Below are 16,411 nucleotides of genomic sequence, written 5' to 3'. Positions count from 1 at the left end.
TGAGACTAATCTAGTGAGCAAAAAAACTCGGGAAACGACACCTTTTCCAGACTTAAGTATCGCTAGAATATTGACTTGCGTCAACGTCGCCTAGCTGCCTGCTAGCGAATGTTTACAGCTGCATAGGGACTCCTCAACTCGGCAATTCCCCTGCCAAACAAGCCTCAAAGGCGAGCAGTGCTTCGCGTACGGGGCGTACATCATGGACGCGGATCACCTGCACGCCTTGGACGGCGAGTGCCGCAGCACCGCCCATGGTGGCAGCCGTGCGGTCTGCCTCTTTGTTGTCGAGCACCTTCGCCAAGAAGCCTTTCCTGGAGTGCCCGACCAACAGCGGGCAGCCGATCTCGTGGAATTGATAGCAGTTGGCCATGAGTGTGACGTTGTGCTCGTGAGTTTTCCCAAAGCCGATGCCCGGGTCGAGGCTGATCTTCGTAGGGTCGATACCTGCGGCAAGTAGAGCATCGAGTCGCTTAGTGAGGTAGCTGGCGATCTCGCTCACTACTTTTTCATAGTGCGGATTGTCCTGCATGGTCTGCGGCGTGCCCGCCATGTGCATCGCGCAAACTCCTGCGCCAGTTTCGTGGGCCACCGCGAGCATTGCGGCGTCTCCTTCGAGTCCGGTCACATCGTTGATGATCTGTGCCCCCGCAGCGATGGCTGCTCGGGCGACAGCTGCCTTGCTTGTATCAATGGAAATCGGCACGTCGGTTTGGGCCGCGAGTCGTTCGACTACTGGCATCACACGGCGCAGTTCCTCTTCCTCATCGACCGCTTCGGAGTAAGGCCGCGTACTTTCTCCACCAACATCGAGAATGTCTGCCCCGTCTGCCGCGAGCTGTAGGCCATGAGCGACCGCGGCTTCGACTTCGAGGAAGCGACCACCATCGGAAAAGCTATCCGGTGTGGTATTCACGATACCCATGAGGCGCGGCACGCTACCAAATTCAAGCCGCTGGCTACGCAGTTGCCAAGCGGTCGCGCGGGCGGGGTGAAACTGTAGAGGGTGATGCAGGGAGTTGCTCATAGAGTTGAGCGTAACAGCGCTGCGGGAGGAAGCCAACTGACGCCGCATGCGACACCAGCTCTACTCATGCACTTCTGCACGATCAGGCAGTCCCAAAGGCCGAAAGGACTGCTAGCACTGGGAGTTTGCTACTAGGCATGGTCCTGCGACAAGTCGGTTGATCTGAAACCGATTACCACGACTCTTCCATCGTGGCGACGATACGCTCGGCCAAGCGTTGGATGGCCAATTGTTGCGCGGAGGCTACCGATTGGCCAACTGCGGTAATGAGCGTGCCGGTTTGGGAGATGGGCAGAAGTTCCGGCGGTAACGGCACGGCTGAGATCGGCTGCAGCGGCACGCGGCGACGATTTAGCCAGGTGACTTGTGCAGCTAGGTTCAGCTCAATGGAGCGTGGATCGTCGTTCGGATTCTCAATGGTCACGCGATTCGTGTCTCTAGCTAAGTGAATCGACAGGACGCTATCTGCATCCGGGGTGCCGACGACTTTGAAAGGCGTCTTCAGCTCGATCTCTTTGACGACCGCCTCGGTGAGTCGCTCGCCTAGGTCGCGACGGAAGCTGTCCGACTGAATCATCGGCACGTAGACCGTGACAATATCAGGAGCGTAGAGCGTTTCGTTACCAATGCGATAGGACGCACAACCGCTGAGAACGGTTACGGCGTGGACACAAGCGAGGAACAGCGCGACTTGACTAGCGCCGAATTGGCGAAGCATTGCCTTGGCCCTCGTCAGTTCGGGTGGCCATTTGTTGTCGCGAATTGCCTTCGAGGCTCGGGCCAGTTTCGAGGAGTGGAATCTGCGCAATCGAACTTCTGGCGGCGCTCTGAGGTAGCAGCTTGACGATGGCATGCAACGGCTCGACCGGTACGTCGGGCTTGCCTTCGAGCGCAGCAATACGCTCCACGGCATGCTTACCCGCTTCAGTTTGGGGATAGTTCTTTGCCACGAGCGAGTAGTAGAACTTGGCTGAGCCATATTCCTTCTTACCTTCGTGGTACACCGCCTGATCGATGTCACGCGTTGCAAGCAACTGCTCCAAGCGGCCTTCGCGCTCGCGGATACGCTGGCGTTGCTCCGCGTCGAGTTCGACACCGAATTGTCGCCTGAGTTGTTTGGCAAGCTTCTTACCCTCTTGCAGTGATGTGCCGTCGTAGTCGGAGCCCTCGTAGCGACGCAGCTTGCATTCGAGACCCAGCAGATGGGCTTCGTACTGGTGCTCGCTGCGGGGAAATTCCTTGCGAAGCAGATCATAGTGGTAGTCCGCGTCCACGTAACGGCCACGGATGAAGTAAGAATTTGCGGTGGCCATCACGGCATCGTCCGCCAGTGGACCGGTGGGGTCGTTCAGGCGGATGTTTTCATAGTTCTTGATCGCTCGTCCAAGCGTATCGAACAGCGGGCGACGCTTATCCAGTAAGTTCGGCGTGACGGCCCAATGGGGATCGTAATTGTGGTGCGATTCCCAGTAACGTGCCAAATCAAACTGGCGACGAATTACCTTATCCAAATGAGGCGAGTTGGGGTACTCCTGGACAATCGCCTCGTAGGCATCGTTTGCTTTGGGGTAATTCTCTGCAAAGAAGTAGCTCTCGGCTAGCTGGAACATCGCATCTTGCTTGAGCTGCACGCTGGGTGATCGCGCAGAGGTATGCTTGAACTTCTTGATCGCATCGTTATAGCGCTCTTCGCGGAAGCACTGCTCCCCTTCTGAGTAGGAAGCGCGCGCTAGCTGCTCGTCGGGGCCCATGCCAACCTGAGTTTTAATGCCCTGAACGGCACTGGAGAACTTCACGTCAGCCAGCAGACCACCCTGTTTGGGTTTTATTTTTTTCGCAACTTTTGCATGGATGGGGCGACCTTCTTGATCGAAATATCCGTCGAAGCCAGCAACACGAAAACCTTCGCCAGGAACGAATTCGGCCTTCTTTTTATGCTTCTTCCACCAAGACGACGTGCCAGGTTGGGCAGGTTCCCCGGCAAAGCTAGGCGTACTGGGAGTCGGGACACCGAGAGAAGCGCAACCTGCAAACGTTGCGGCGGCGACCAAAGCTAATGTTAAACGCGGCATGAGGAACAACGCATAGGGTGAGTGACGCAGCGAACCCAAAAGGGGATTCTCTGCGCACAAAGTTCGGATCTAGGTCGAGGGACTGTACGAAGTGCCCCGCGGGAGCGTCAAGAGCAGCAGATGCGCGATAGGAAATCCGCAGTGCTGCGAGGGGGAGGATAATAGCCGCGGGCCAACGGCCCGCCGGTGACGTGCTCACGGGGCCCAATGCTCGTTGAGTACCGCGCTCGTCGCGGGCCGTGCTAGCACTTCTCCAGCGGGCCGTTGGCCCGCGGCTAGGGCTAGGTGGCAAGTGTTGGCGATGTGGTTACGCGCAAGCTACGCAATCTCAAGCTGGCCCGTCGTCAAGCGTTCGATCTTCACGCGATCGATGCGACGCTTGGACGCTTCCAGCACGCTGATGCGTACACGCTCTTGCCACACAATGCTTTCGCCTTGCTGGGGAATACGGCCCAGCTCGGTGAATACAAAGCCGCCAATCGTGTCGAAATCGCCATCCTCGGGCAATTCGAGGCCCATGACGACGTTGATCTCGTCCACGTGAGCGCGCCCCAACGCTTCACACACATCGACATCGATACGAGATATCTCCTCGATTTGCTCAGGATCGTACTCATCGACGATTTCGCCCACGATCTCTTCGAGCACGTCTTCAATCGTAACCAACCCAGACACTCCGCCGTACTCGTCGAGCACGACGGCGATGTGGGTACGCAGCTGCTGGAACATTTCCAGGAGGTCATCGACTCGTTTCGTTTCAGGTACGAACAAAGGCTTGCGCAAAATGTCTGCTAGCGGCTGGCGTGCTTCGGCGTCGCCCTTTGCGAGCTCGGGAATCAGGTCTTTGCTGTAGAGCATGCCGACGATGTCATCGCGATTCTCGCCGTAGACTGGCACGCGGGTGTGCCCCGCTTCAATGACGTCGGCAATGATATCGTCCCAACTCAGCTGGATCGAAACCATGTGCATATCGGTCCGAGGGGTCATGATTTGCGAAACGTCGTCCTCGCCCAGCTCGATCACGCCCTCGATCATGCCGCGGGCGTCATCTTCGAGGAGTCCTTCGCGATGGCCTTCGCTGACAATGGTACGGATTTCTTCTTCGATGGCTTGCTCGTCGATCACCTGCGGCTCCTGCCCGACAAGACGATGCAAGACGGTATCGCAAACACGGGCGACAAGTGTGAGCGGACTGGCCAGCGCGGCCAGGGCGCGCCACAGAGGCCAAGTGTTGAAGAGAAACTTCTCCGCAAACACACGCGATAACGGCCATGGGCCCCAGGTCCGTGCTAGCACGAGCAGCAAGCCTAGCCCGCCCGCGACGGACAACAAGCGGATCCACGATTCTCCAGGGGCAATCTGCCAACGTTCGGCCGCCCAGGCGGTGCCAGCAACCAGTGCCAGTGAAGTGAATAAGGCGGCTAGCGTTTCTACGCCGATGGCAACCTGCTCGTGCAGGCGGAGGATCTGACCGAGCCGCTCGCCTCGCTCGCGTCGATGACAGATTTCTTCCAACTCGTGGCGCGAAAACTCGCGCAAAGACCGATAGCCGAAGTTCGTAAGTAACGCAGCAAGAAAGGCCGTGAGACTTGTCCAGAATAACACCGTCAGGGTCACTTCTGTGCACCTCGCTGCGTGATGGAGATTCCTGTGAGGGAGTCAGTTGAGTTCCGCTTTGATTTCTTAGACTCACTAGCAACCAACCAACGAGCATCAGTCTTGCTGCGTTGTACTCCTAGAGCATCTAGCACCCTACATTCTGCCTGCTTCATGATGGCAGCGTCATCAGGGGACTTGTCGCAATGGCCGACCAAATGCAGCATGCCGTGGACGACATACAACAACAGTTCATTCGTTGCCTCCCAGCCCGCTTCGAGCGCTTCGCGCTCGGCGAATTGGGCGTTCACGATAAGCTCGCCCTGGAGTGGCTCGTTGGGGTCGTTGAGCGCGAAACTGAGTACGTCAGTCGTGTAGTCGTGTTCAAGGAATTGCTTGTTGAGCGGACGCATTGTCGCGTCGTCGACAATCGCAACACTGATTGCTGCAGAAGCGGTATTGCTATCGGCGAGTACTTCAGTGACAGCATCTTTGATGCCTTGCTCGCCAATGCAGGCTGAAGCTTGTTCGTTAGCAATAGCAATTGAGTATTGCTGAGATCGTATGGCGCTAGGTTCAGGAGGCTCCGAGTCGTCGAGAGGAGCGTTTTCCTGCTCCGTACTCGCTATCGTGTCCACACTGGCTGCCGTAGTGGATGGGGCTGCGTGTTGTTTCATCGATTTCAAGTAAGGCAATCCGTTGAGGGATACTACTAGGCGATTACCTGGTCGGGATACTTAACGCGACCGTGGTATTTGGCTGTCAGTGATTTTACCAGACTTTCGCCAATTTTGTGTACTTCTTCCAGCGTTAGCCCCGATTCGTCGAATTGGCCGTCCAGCAGACGCTTCATGGAGAGGTCTTCCACAAGGCTTTCAATTCGCGATGGCGTGGGCTCTTTGAGGACACGGCTAGCGCTTTCCACGGCATCGGAGAGCATGAGGACACCCGCCTCACGAGTTTGCGGACGAGGACCTGGGTAGCGGAACGAGCTTTCATCGACTTCGCCGCCATCGGGGTCTTCCTTTTCTCGCTGTTCGCTTGCCTGACGATAGAAATACTCAACGAGTGTCGTGCCGTGATGTTCCTGAATGAAGTCGATGATCGCTTCAGGGATTTTGTTTTGGCGCGCCAGGTCGGCACCGTCTTTCACGTGGGCGATAATCACCAAGGTACTCATTGCCGGCATGAGCGCGTCGTGCCGATTGTCGCCTTGCCCTTGATTCTCGATGAAGTAGCCCGGCTTGAGCATCTTGCCGATGTCGTGATAGTAGGCCCCCACACGCACCAGTAGCCCCCGGGCACCAATGGCCTCGGCAGCGTTCTCAGCAAGCGAGGCAACTGTGATCGAATGATTGTAGGTGCCTGGCGCGCGACGAATGAGTTCCTGCAACAATGGATGGGCCGGATCGCCCAATTCGAACAGACTGAGATCTGTCTGCACGTTGAATACCTTTTCAACGGTCGGCAGCAGCACGGTCATGAGTGCCCCAGCAATGATCGACCAAACGGCAAGCAGGCCACCTTCTTCTAGGAGCAGCGGCCACGGGCGACCGTAGAGTGTTCCCACGCCGAGTGTAGTCAGGAATCCAACAGCAGCCGCGGTGAAACCAACCGTGAGCAGCTTGCTGCGCGTGCGAACTTGCTTGAGAACAAGTATCGCCCCGGCGGTGGTGGCCATAAGCACCAGCGCTTGCGGGAAGTCGTGCCCGTTGGTGAGCACAATAATCAACGCCACACACGCACTGATGAGCAGCGAAAGTTCCTGGTTGTAGGCAATCGCGAGAGTCATGCCGCACAGCAGCAATGGGATGACATCCACGCCCGGGTTGTACTGGTTGATAATGTGCGCAAACACTACGACTAATACCACTAGCGACAACAAGGCCACTAGCCGCAATAGTTCGTGAAGGAGTTTCGGTTCTCTCGTGTAAATATACGTACCACATAGTGTGTACAAAGCCACAAACATTCCGAGGATGGAAACAGACCGACGAAGACGCTGTGGAAATGTGCGATCATTGCGTTGCTGTACGTATTCGAGCCGTAACAACTCAATCGCCTCGTCGGTGAGCGGTTTGCCGGCTGGGGCGAGCACATCGACTCCGCTGCGGAAGGGTTTGGTCTTCTCAGGCTCAGCCGCGGCCATGGCGTCCTGGGCGGCGTGCGTGGCATCGAGGTCTTGCACCAGTGTCGGCGCTAGCCGAGGCCTTAGCCAGGCGAATACCTTCTGGGCCAACTCAAGCGAACCTATTTTCTCCTTGAGAGAAAGCTGCAATTTTGCGGCAGCGTTTTCAACTAAAACTTCGGACACAGCTCGTTGAGCACCGAAAGACTCGCTTGTCTTACTGCGGATTTCGATCTTCTCAAAATTCGCACCCCACTCAGAGGGCAACGGCTCTAGTAAGCCCCATTGCTCCAACGGAGCCATGACTCCGGCTAACTGCTCCGAGAATTTGTCGATGGCACCGTCTTCACTAAACGCTTCCTGAAAACGTTGAAATTGTTCGGCCCGCTCTTCGTCCGTCGGGTCGGGAGTTCCAGCTGCCTGCTGGGGCTGAAATTGGGCCCAAAGATTTGAATCAACTTCGTCCCAAGTTTTTGTCGCCAATAGCTTCGTTATCTCGCCTATCAGCTGGGCCCGGAGTTGCTCTAGCGGCTCGGGGTCTTGGTGGAACACGGCAATTGCCAGCTTGCGGGCTCTTTCTTTCGCTTCCTCTGTGGCTTTGGGGTCGGGCTGCTCGAAATCGGTGCGGGCGACTAAGTCTCGTTGCGGGATTTCGTTCTCGTGATACTGAAACGGCGGGTCCCAGCTTTGCGTAAAAGCCCACAGGAACAACGCGGCTGCTGCCGCAAGGCCCATCCGCAGCAGCACCCCGCCCCGCTGCAAGTTCGCCCACAGAGTGCGCCACAGTCCAGGAGCAAGCTCCACGGCCGCCACGCGTTGCTGGCGAGTTCGTTTTTGTGTTCCGTTGGCGTTCATGGTAGCGGTACGGACTAGGTAAATAGGTGGCAAGGACGAGGACCAGAGAAGGATCCAGCTGCGTCCTGATGCCTAATGATTCTAGCCCTATCGATCCCCTTTTTCGTAGGCGCGCACGATGTCTTGGACGAGTCGGTGGCGCACAATGTCTGAGCCGCTGAGTTGCACAATCGCCGATCCCTTAATGCCTTTGAGTCTTTTCAGTGCGTCTATCAACCCGCTGCCGGCAGGCTTCGGCAGGTCGATTTGCGAAATGTCGCCGGACACCACGACTTTCGAGCCTTCGCCCATGCGTGTGAGGAACATCTTCATTTGCGAGGCGGTCGTGTTTTGCGCTTCGTCCATGATAATGAACGAACGATTGAGCGTGCGACCGCGCATGTACGCCAGTGGCACCACCTCAATGACGTCCTCCTCCATAGAACGGCGCATTTGCTCGTGGTCCATCATTTCACGCAGTGCATCGAGCAATGGTCGTAAGTAAGGGTTGATTTTTGCTTGCATGTCGCCCGGCAGGAAGCCGAGGCTTTCGCCCGCTTCGACGGCAGGTCGGACTAGTACGATCTTGCGAACTTGTTGGGCCTTCAGACCTTCCACGGCAGCAGCAACCGCCAGGTAGGTTTTCCCAGTACCTGCAGGCCCCGTACAGAACACGAGATCGTTCTCGCGAACCGCGTTTAGGTAAGCAGCTTGTCCCGGCGTGCGCGGGCGGATTTTTCTGCCATTGCGCATGTCGATCGGCTCAGCAGCCGGTTCGACCTCACCCGCGGAAAGGCGACCGATGATGTCGTCCACCTGATCGGTACTCAGTGCTCCATGTTTAGCGACCGTGGCTTTGAGCTTTTCAAACACGCTCGTGGCGAGGATCACTGCCTCTTCGTCGCCCTGAACGAGCACCTTGCCATCGCGTGTGGTAATTTTGGCTGGAATAGAGCTACGGATTTTTCGTAGATGCTGGTCCTTCATGCCAAGCAGAAGAACCATGTCCTCAGCGTTTCCTACCGGAATTGATGCTTCGATCATGCGGTGGGCCAAGGCGCACTGGCCTTGGCCGGGGGGGAAGTAGGTGTTGGCTCCGCACAAGGCACGAGTCGCATTGCCGGGAGCTACCTGCAAATATACCTGACTGCCCCACCGTGAGGCCACCCGGCTATTAACACAACAACGTAAAGGCTTTGCTAGCTTCACTTTGTAGCGATTGCAGAGATTAGACCAGGAATCCCTGATGGGAAACGTCGCCCCAGACTAGAAACCCTGTGTAGGAATCTCAATGCAAGAATCCCAATGCAAGAATCCTAGCCCCCGGCGTACTTGCTCTGGAACTACCGGCTACGCCAACCAACCGCTCACCCAGAAGAAGTAAGCCACCGGAGCGGCGAAGAGCAATGAGTCGACCAGGTCAAGCACCCCGCCGAACCCGGGAAGCCAATCGCTGGAGTCCTTCACGCTAGCGTCGCGTTTGAGGAGCGACTCGGCCAAGTCGCCCAGGATTCCCGCGACGACAACCAGAACGGCGTAGGCGGCCAAGACGACAAGCGAGGGGTTGTTCCCGAAGAGCGATTCCTTCGCCAGTAGCGCGGCAACGACTACTCCAGTCACTATGCCACCTAAGGCTCCTTCGATGGTCTTTCCTGGACTGAGTGCTGGAGCCAGCTTGTGCTTGCCAAATAGCCTCCCAAACGTGTACTGCCCGATGTCGCTAGCCTTGACGATGGCGATCATCGTAAGCAGTGCCACAAGGCCACGCTTACCGCCGGGGAGTGCTTCAGTGCCAGGAAGCAATCGCAATTGCACAATCATGCCGAACAATCCGCCGACATAGAGTACACACAAAGTACCGCGGGCTAACGAGGGGATGGACTTCTCTTCACTTGGGTAGCGTCGCATCTCATCGACAAAGATCACAAGCAAACCGGCAAGCAATCCGAGTGCCAACCAGCCGAGGCGGCCCACTGGGCAGTCTGTCGGGTAATCCTTCCAGGCTAACGGAGCACAACTGGCGATGACGGGGAGCAACGTTGCCAAGTAAATCACCGAGCCACCTGTCGAGTCGGGTCTACTCGACTGTTCACTGCCCACTGCCGACTGTCCACTCCTATGCAACCTTCGCATCTCGCCGGTTGCCAACGTGCTCAGTAGCACAGCGAGCGGCGCGAGGTAGATCCCGGGCCTGCCAGCATGAGCATCTGCGTAGCCCAGCGCAGCTAGGATCGCAACAAAGAGGATGCCCAGTGGTATTCGCCAGCGAAGCATGGAAGCTAATTTAGTCCCCCGAACTTCCGATTTCGCCCGGCAAAGCTCGCGATCGCTTGGTGCAATGCCGCTTCGTCGAACTCGGGCCAACAGGCTTCGGTGACCCAGATCTCTGCGTAGCTGATCTGCCACAGGAGAAAATTGCTAATGCGCATTTCGCCGGCTGTCCGAACCAGTAAATCGGGGTCGTCTAGCCCTGCCGTGTAGAGATTCTCGCTGACGGTTTGCTCGCTGATCGCTTCCACACTCTGCTGACCCGACGCTACGTCAGCGGCGATTTTCTGGATCGCATCAACCAGTTCGCGCCGCCCGCCGTAGTTGATCGCCAAGTTCAACCACATGCCGTCATTTGTACTACTCAGTTCGACCGTCTTGTCGAGTTCCTTGAGAACCTGGTCTGGGATGTCTTCCCGTCGGCCGATCATTCTCACTCGTAGATTGTTTTCCATGATCGTCGTGCGTTCTTCGATCATGTATTGCTCGAGCAAGTGCATCAGAAAGTCGATTTCCTGCTGCGGTCGCTTCCAGTTTTCGCTGGAAAGGCAGTACAGCGTGAGTTGCTCCATGCCCAGACGCGTGCATTCCTCACTCGTGCGGCGGACGCTCTCCACGCCACGCCGATGGCCGTCTATCCGCGGTAACCCTTGCCGCTGTGCCCAGCGACCGTTGCCGTCCATGATCACGGCAATGTGGCGCGGGAAGCGCTCGCGGGGGATGTCGGAAAGGAGAGTCGGCAGGGGGCTGTCGGCAGGCGGCAGTTCCCCATCGCTCACTTTGCCGAACAGATCGTCAGTATTGCGTTCTTTAGGCATACAACCCTCGTTGAGTCACCACTGCATACTGCCGACTGCTCACTGCCTACTTTCCTGTCGGTATCGTCTGAGCCCGGTCAGGTCCTACCGAAACCATCTCGATCGGCAGGCCAATGATTTCACTCACCCGGTCAATATAAGCCAAAGCGTTCTTTGGCAGGTCGGACATCGCGCGAGCCCCGGTCACATCTTCGCTCCAGCCGGGTAGGCTTTCGTACACGGGCTCAACGCGGCGTATGTCGTCCACATGGCTGGGAAAACGCTGGGTTACTTGGCCGTCGAGCTTGTAAGCCGTACAGATCTTGAGTTCCTCAAAACCACTTAGTACGTCCAACAGCATCAAGCAGACCGTATCCACGCCACTCAGCCGCGAGGTGTAACGAACGGCTACCGCATCTAGCCAACCACAGCGTCGGGGGCGCTTGGTCACAGTGCCGTACTCGTTGCCCTGGTCGCGAATCCGCTGGCCAATCTCGTTGTCCAGTTCCGTAGGGAACGGTCCGCCGCCGACGCGCGTTGTGTAGGCTTTCACAATGCCGATGACCTTATCCACGTGCTTGCTAGGCACGCCGGAGCCATTGGCCACGCCCACGCCCGAACTGTTGCTGCTAGTCACGAACGGGTAAGTGCCGTGATCGACATCAAGCAACGCGCCCTGAGCTCCTTCAAAAAGAATTCTCTTTCCAGAATCCGCCACATCGAGCAGGTAGTCCGTCGTGTCTGCCATGTAGGGACGCAAACGCTCCGCATAGGCGGTGTACTCTTTGATAATCGCTTCTGCGTCGAGCGGTTCGAATTTGGAAGCATCGTCGACCATGGCTGCCAGGATCTTGTTCTTCACAGCGGTATTATGACGAACCTGATCGGGGAAAGTCTCGCGATACATGTCTCCAAGACGAATAGCATACGAGCGTCCTACTTTGTCGCGATAGCACGGGCCGATGCCCCGACCGGTGGTGCCGATGTCTTCACCATCGGACGTGTTCTTGTTCATGGCAACATCTTCGGCGAAGTGCCACGGGAAGATCACATGCACGCGATCGCTGATCTTCAGATTGTCGCTGTCCTCGACATTGCGACTAGCAAGCTCGTCGAGCTCCTCGATCGCCTTAGCTGGGTTGAGGACCACTCCGCCAGCAATCACGCAGGTAACTCCCGGCGTGAGCACGCCGCTAGGCAGTAGCGAGAGTTTGTACACGTTATCGCCATCGACAACCGTGTGCCCCGCATTGGCCCCGCCCTGGTAACGGACCACGCATTCGTGCTGAGGGGTAAGCAGATCAACGATCTTGCCCTTGGCTTCATCGCCCCATTGCAACCCAATTATACAAGTGCCCGCCATCTGCGGCATTCTCCACTAAAAACGTCGATCGATTGGCAAACGGGCGATTGTAGTGGAAGAAGTCGGCAGAGGGCAGTGGGGGAGTGAGGAGACAATAGCCACGGGCCAATGGACTGCCGGTACACAAGAATTTGCTACACCTGCGAGCAATTCTTCAGCAGAACGTTGGCCCGCGGCTGTTTGTCACTATAAAATTCGAGCTAAATGTTGTGGAACTTCCTCCGCTGCACGAGCGTCTGATGTCTTAAGAACCAAATTCCTGACGCTTCTGGAGCCTACTCATGTACCGTCTCTCTCCTTGCTCGTTACTGCTCGCCATGCTAGCCGTTCTATCGGCCCCCTCGTGGGGCTTCGCCCAGGGCGTGCTAGTTGACACCCGCACTTCAGTAAATTTTCGCCTGCCCAGGCCCTTTCCACGCCCAGTCCCGGGCGTTGAAGCAACGCAGACGAGTTACAAGATCGAGTCGCTCGAGGTCAACGCCTCGCTGGAGGGCTCCATCGCCACAGTGCAAGTTTCACAAACCTTTGTGAACACGGGCCAGCGACAGCTTGAGGCGAGCTTCGTATTCCCACTGCCCTACGATGGCGCGATCGACCAACTCACCTTGATGGTGGGCAACAAAGAATTCCAAGCGGAGTTACTCACCAAGGAAGAAGCTCGCCAGCGTTACGAAGCGATCGTCAAAAGCAACAAGGACCCGGCACTGCTGGAATGGATCGGCACGGGACTTTTCCAGACGAGCGTGTTCCCAATCCCCGCAGGAGAGAAACGCACTGTCACTTTGCGTTATACGCAGCTCTTGCGGAAGTCACACGGCCTCACGGACTTCCTATTCCCGTTAAGCACAGCCAAGTACACAGCGAAACCGCTAGAGAAATTGAAGCTGCGAGTCGCGATCAACGGAAAAACTCCTATCACGAACATTTATTCTGGTACGCACGAGGTGAAGGTCCAGCGCCCCTCAGACAAGCAGGCCGTCGTGACCGTTGAGCAAAAGAACGTCATCCCAGACGCTGACTTTCGGCTGTTCTTCGACTCCGCCAGCGACGACATTGGCGCAAGCCTCATTAGCTACAAACCCGATGCTGGAGAGCCCGGCTACTTCCTGTTGCTTGCTAGTCCCAAGTTACAAATTGAAGAGGCTCGACCTACCCCAAAGACCGTTGTATTCGTGGTGGATCGCTCCGGCAGCATGAGTGGAAAGAAAATCGAGCAGGCGCGCGGAGCGCTCAAGTTCGTGCTAAATAATCTGCGTGAGGGCGACCTGTTCAATATTGTGGCGTACGACAGCGCAGTTTCGACTTTTAAACCGGAGCTTGTGAAATTCACATCCGACACCCGCGATGCGGCAATTGGCTTTGTGAACAGCCTGTTCGCCGGCGGCAGCACGAATATCGATGCAGCTCTCACGCAAACACTGGCAATGCTCAAGGATGGAGATCGCCCAAGCTATGTGATCTTCCTGACCGATGGCCTACCCACTGCGGGTGAGCAGAACGAGGCGAAAATCGCCCAGCACGCAGCAGCCGCCAACAAAGTACGTGCCCGGCTGTTTTCCTTTGGCGTGGGCTACGACGTGAACAGCCGCCTGCTGGATAAGCTCTCTGCGGGTAACCACGGCCAAAGCGAGTACGTGCGACCCAACGAAGATATCGAAGCCGCCGTCAGCAAGCTCTATCGCCGCATCGGCACGCCCGTGATGACGGACGTGTTACTCACGCTCGAAATTGATGGTGCTAGCAACGAAACGAACACCAATATTTCTCGCATCTATCCCGGCATTCGATTTGACCTCTTCGCTGGTGATCAATCCGTCATCGTGGGTCGCTACCACAAAGGTGGAGCTGCAAAGGTGACTTTAAGCGGCTCAATCAATGGAGAGGCAAAGTCGTTTGAATTCCCCGCAGAATTAATCGCCAGCAGCCCTGACGACTCCAATAACTTTGTCGCGAAGCTGTGGGCAACGCGACGCGTAGGCGAGATCATCGACCAGATCGACCTGCATGGAAAGAATCAAGAACTCATCGACGAACTGGTCGCCCTCGCCACACAGTACGGCATCCTGACGCCTTACACATCGTTCTTGGCGGACGAGAGTAGTGACGTTCGCGATCTCTCTCGCCTACAAGCTCAGGCCGATGAGCAACTCGCAGAGCTAGACACAGTAGCTGGCGAATATGGCGTCAATCAACGCGCTGCGAAAAACGCGTTCAAGCGCGCCAAGGCGGCGTCAGGAGGCGGCGGCTATGGAGGTGGAGCATTTGGCGGAGGTGGAAGCTACGGCGGAGAAATGGCTCCAGCCGAGACTGAAAAACTTTCAGCCTCCGGCGGACGCGGAACCACCTTCTACGACGCTAAGGAAGGCCGCCAGAAGTTGGCTAATAATGTATTCTCACTCGGCAGAAAAACTTTCTTCCGCCGCGCTGATCGTTGGGTTGATTCGACCGTGACTGAGGAAGAAGAAAAGAAAGCCGAGGCAATCGAACGCTTCAGCCCCGAATACTTCGCCCTGGCCAAAAGACTCGGCAAGCGAGCGACACCCTACTTGGCGATTGAGGATGCCGTCGTGGTGAAGCTTGATGGGAAGACCTACAGCTGGTAGAGACTAAAATGTCATTCCGAAAGGAGCCGAGCGACTGAGGAATCCGGTTGCAAGTTGTTGGCGGTTGCCAACGCGAACTAGAGTCCAAACTGGGTTCCTCCGGTGCTGAGACACCTGTCGGAATGACACGATGCGCTATCTTACATCGTCCCAACCGCCTTCAGAAACTCCGCAAACAAGTAATGGCTATCATGCGGCCCCGCTGACGCCTCGGGGTGGTACTGCACGCTAAACGCATTGTGCTCGCGGTGCCGTACACCTTCGATGGTTCCATCGTTGAGGCTGCGGTGCGTGACTTCGAGACAATCGGGCAGCGACTCTTCATCCACGGCAAAGCCGTGGTTCTGCGAGGTGATCTCCACCGTGCCGTCTTCCAGACGCTGCACCGGCTGGTTGCCACCACGATGGCCAAATTTCATTTTGAAGGTCTTCGCCCCGCAGGCAAGCGATAGCAGCTGGTGCCCTAGGCAAATGCCAAACACGGGCGCTTTGCCGAGCACGCCTTGAATGGTTTCTACCGCCTGCGTGAGCGGCTCCGGATCGCCCGGCCCATTGGAAAGAAAAATCCCATCGGGCTCTTGGGCAAGCACTTCCTCAGCGGTCGACGTACCCGGTAGCACGGTGACTTGGCACCCTTGATCGTACAAGTGCCGCGGGATGTTCCACTTCATACCAAAGTCGAGAGCCACCACGTGAGGACCCTCCGCCTTCTCCCCTCCGCCTTCCGCCTTCGAAAGGTGCGTCCAATCGCTCACCGATTCTTGCCACTCGCAAGGCATCTCGGGGGTGACTTCTTTCACGAGATCGCGGCCCACGAGCCCAGGACTGGCTTTGGCTTTGGCAACGAGGCTTTCATCGTCGAGGTCCGTCGTTGAAAGCACGCCGCGCATCGCACCCGTAGAGCGAATCCTGCGAACAAGTGCGCGTGTGTCTATCGACTCAATCGCTACGACGCCCCACTCCTTGAGATAATCTGCCAAAGAACCTTCACTTCGGAAGTTGCTCGCTACGCGGCTATGCTCGCGAACAATAAAGCCCGCAAGGTGCGGCCTCTCGCTCTCCAGATCGCTCTCGTTCACACCATAGTTGCCAATCTGCGGATACGTCATCGTGACGATCTGCCCGCGATAACTGGGATCGGTCAATATTTCCTGATAGCCTGTCATCGAAGTATTGAAGCACACTTCGCCATCGACTTCTCCCTCAGCACCAATCGAAGTGCCGGTGAATACAGTTCCATCTTCAAGAGCAAGTTTAGCGGTCATTGGGGCGCTAGTTGTTGGGCGCTAGGCGCTGGTAGTTGGTTTTAGCGTTGGGGCGTACAAGCTCGAGACTGTCTCGCCCTTTTAGACCCCGAATCTAGCGGGGCACAGATAGCCTAAACATAATTCATTCCGCACACCTGAACTAGCGCCTAACGCCCAGCAACTAGCGGCCCACGCGACAACCCATTAAAGCACCGCTGCTTGAAAGCCGATGACTAACCTTACAGCTGAGGGTCTCCGGCATGCTGTGATTCCCTGCGGCCACAAGTTGGCCGAGGCAACCACCAGACGGGTCAGCTAATACAGATTGAAGGGTCCTTGCTTTGGCGAGCAAGGGCCCTTTTTTTATAGGTGGTTAGGGGGATAGGCATTAGGAAATCAGGTAGCTGGGGGGATCGGGTTGGCGACGAGACTCTTTAAGCACCGTTAGCCGCGTAGCTTGCACGCCGTGGGATTTG

Annotated in this window: 12 protein-coding genes; 1 reads left to right on the top strand and 11 read right to left on the bottom strand. The window is 56.7% G+C overall.

The genetic code is table 11. The features are described from left to right. Window positions 1–133: 133 nt before the first annotated feature. The 10 genes from folP to HG15A2_RS05320 all read right to left on the bottom strand — a co-directional run bounded on the left by folP (window position 134) and on the right by HG15A2_RS05320 (window position 12,085). Window positions 134–1,027, bottom strand: a complete 894-nt coding sequence (gene folP / locus HG15A2_RS05365; RefSeq protein WP_246117889.1) for a dihydropteroate synthase — start codon at window positions 1,025–1,027, stop codon at window positions 134–136. Between the two features lie 172 nt (window positions 1,028–1,199). Continuing rightward, entirely contained in the window at window positions 1,200–1,745 is a 546-nt protein-coding gene (gene lptE / locus HG15A2_RS05360; protein WP_218932338.1) for an LPS assembly lipoprotein LptE, read from the bottom strand. Then, window positions 1,723–3,099, bottom strand: a complete 1,377-nt coding sequence (gene bamD / locus HG15A2_RS05355; protein WP_145058563.1) for an outer membrane protein assembly factor BamD — start codon at window positions 3,097–3,099, stop codon at window positions 1,723–1,725. The genes lptE and bamD overlap by 23 nt, the downstream gene beginning before the upstream one ends. Before the next feature lie 318 nt (window positions 3,100–3,417). Continuing rightward, window positions 3,418–4,704: a hemolysin family protein gene (locus HG15A2_RS05350; protein WP_145058561.1), complete on the bottom strand. Its 1,287-nt coding sequence runs from the start codon at window positions 4,702–4,704 to the stop codon at window positions 3,418–3,420. Window positions 4,705–4,712: 8 nt separating this feature from the next. Then, a complete protein-coding gene (gene ybeY / locus HG15A2_RS05345) occupies window positions 4,713–5,372 on the bottom strand; it encodes an rRNA maturation RNase YbeY (protein WP_145058559.1) in 660 nt (219 codons plus the stop codon). A gap of 35 nt (window positions 5,373–5,407) precedes the next feature. Beyond that, complete coding sequence (locus HG15A2_RS05340) at window positions 5,408–7,678, bottom strand: HD family phosphohydrolase (RefSeq protein WP_145058557.1); 2,271 nt, start codon at window positions 7,676–7,678, stop codon at window positions 5,408–5,410. Between the two features lie 87 nt (window positions 7,679–7,765). Beyond that, window positions 7,766–8,701, bottom strand: a complete 936-nt coding sequence (locus HG15A2_RS05335; protein ID WP_145058555.1) for a PhoH family protein — start codon at window positions 8,699–8,701, stop codon at window positions 7,766–7,768. A 306-nt stretch (window positions 8,702–9,007) separates the two neighbouring features. Beyond that, window positions 9,008–9,931, bottom strand: coding sequence for a phosphatidate cytidylyltransferase (locus HG15A2_RS05330; protein ID WP_145058553.1), 924 nt, complete (start codon window positions 9,929–9,931; stop codon window positions 9,008–9,010). Window positions 9,932–9,936: 5 nt separating this feature from the next. Continuing rightward, window positions 9,937–10,608: a polyprenyl diphosphate synthase gene (gene uppS / locus HG15A2_RS05325; protein ID WP_391483918.1), complete on the bottom strand. Its 672-nt coding sequence runs from the start codon at window positions 10,606–10,608 to the stop codon at window positions 9,937–9,939. Window positions 10,609–10,789: 181 nt separating this feature from the next. Then, window positions 10,790–12,085: an adenylosuccinate synthase gene (locus HG15A2_RS05320; protein ID WP_145058549.1), complete on the bottom strand. Its 1,296-nt coding sequence runs from the start codon at window positions 12,083–12,085 to the stop codon at window positions 10,790–10,792. A 281-nt stretch (window positions 12,086–12,366) separates the two neighbouring features. Here HG15A2_RS05320 and HG15A2_RS05315 point away from each other — a divergent pair, with 281 nt between their 5' ends. Further along, window positions 12,367–14,688: a VIT domain-containing protein gene (locus HG15A2_RS05315; RefSeq protein WP_145058547.1), complete on the top strand. Its 2,322-nt coding sequence runs from the start codon at window positions 12,367–12,369 to the stop codon at window positions 14,686–14,688. 140 nt (window positions 14,689–14,828) lie between these two features. On the opposite strand, the gene carA is transcribed toward HG15A2_RS05315, so the two are convergent. Further along, window positions 14,829–15,953 carry a glutamine-hydrolyzing carbamoyl-phosphate synthase small subunit gene (gene carA / locus HG15A2_RS05310; protein ID WP_145058545.1) on the bottom strand — a complete coding sequence of 375 codons (1,125 nt, stop codon included), beginning with the start codon at window positions 15,951–15,953 and terminating at the stop codon, window positions 14,829–14,831. Window positions 15,954–16,411 lie beyond the last annotated feature (458 nt).

The sequence above is a fragment of the Adhaeretor mobilis genome (assembly GCF_007741515.1).
GTDB classification, from domain to species: domain Bacteria; phylum Planctomycetota; class Planctomycetia; order Pirellulales; family Lacipirellulaceae; genus Adhaeretor; species Adhaeretor mobilis.
This window is presented reverse-complemented; position numbering and strand designations above follow the sequence as displayed.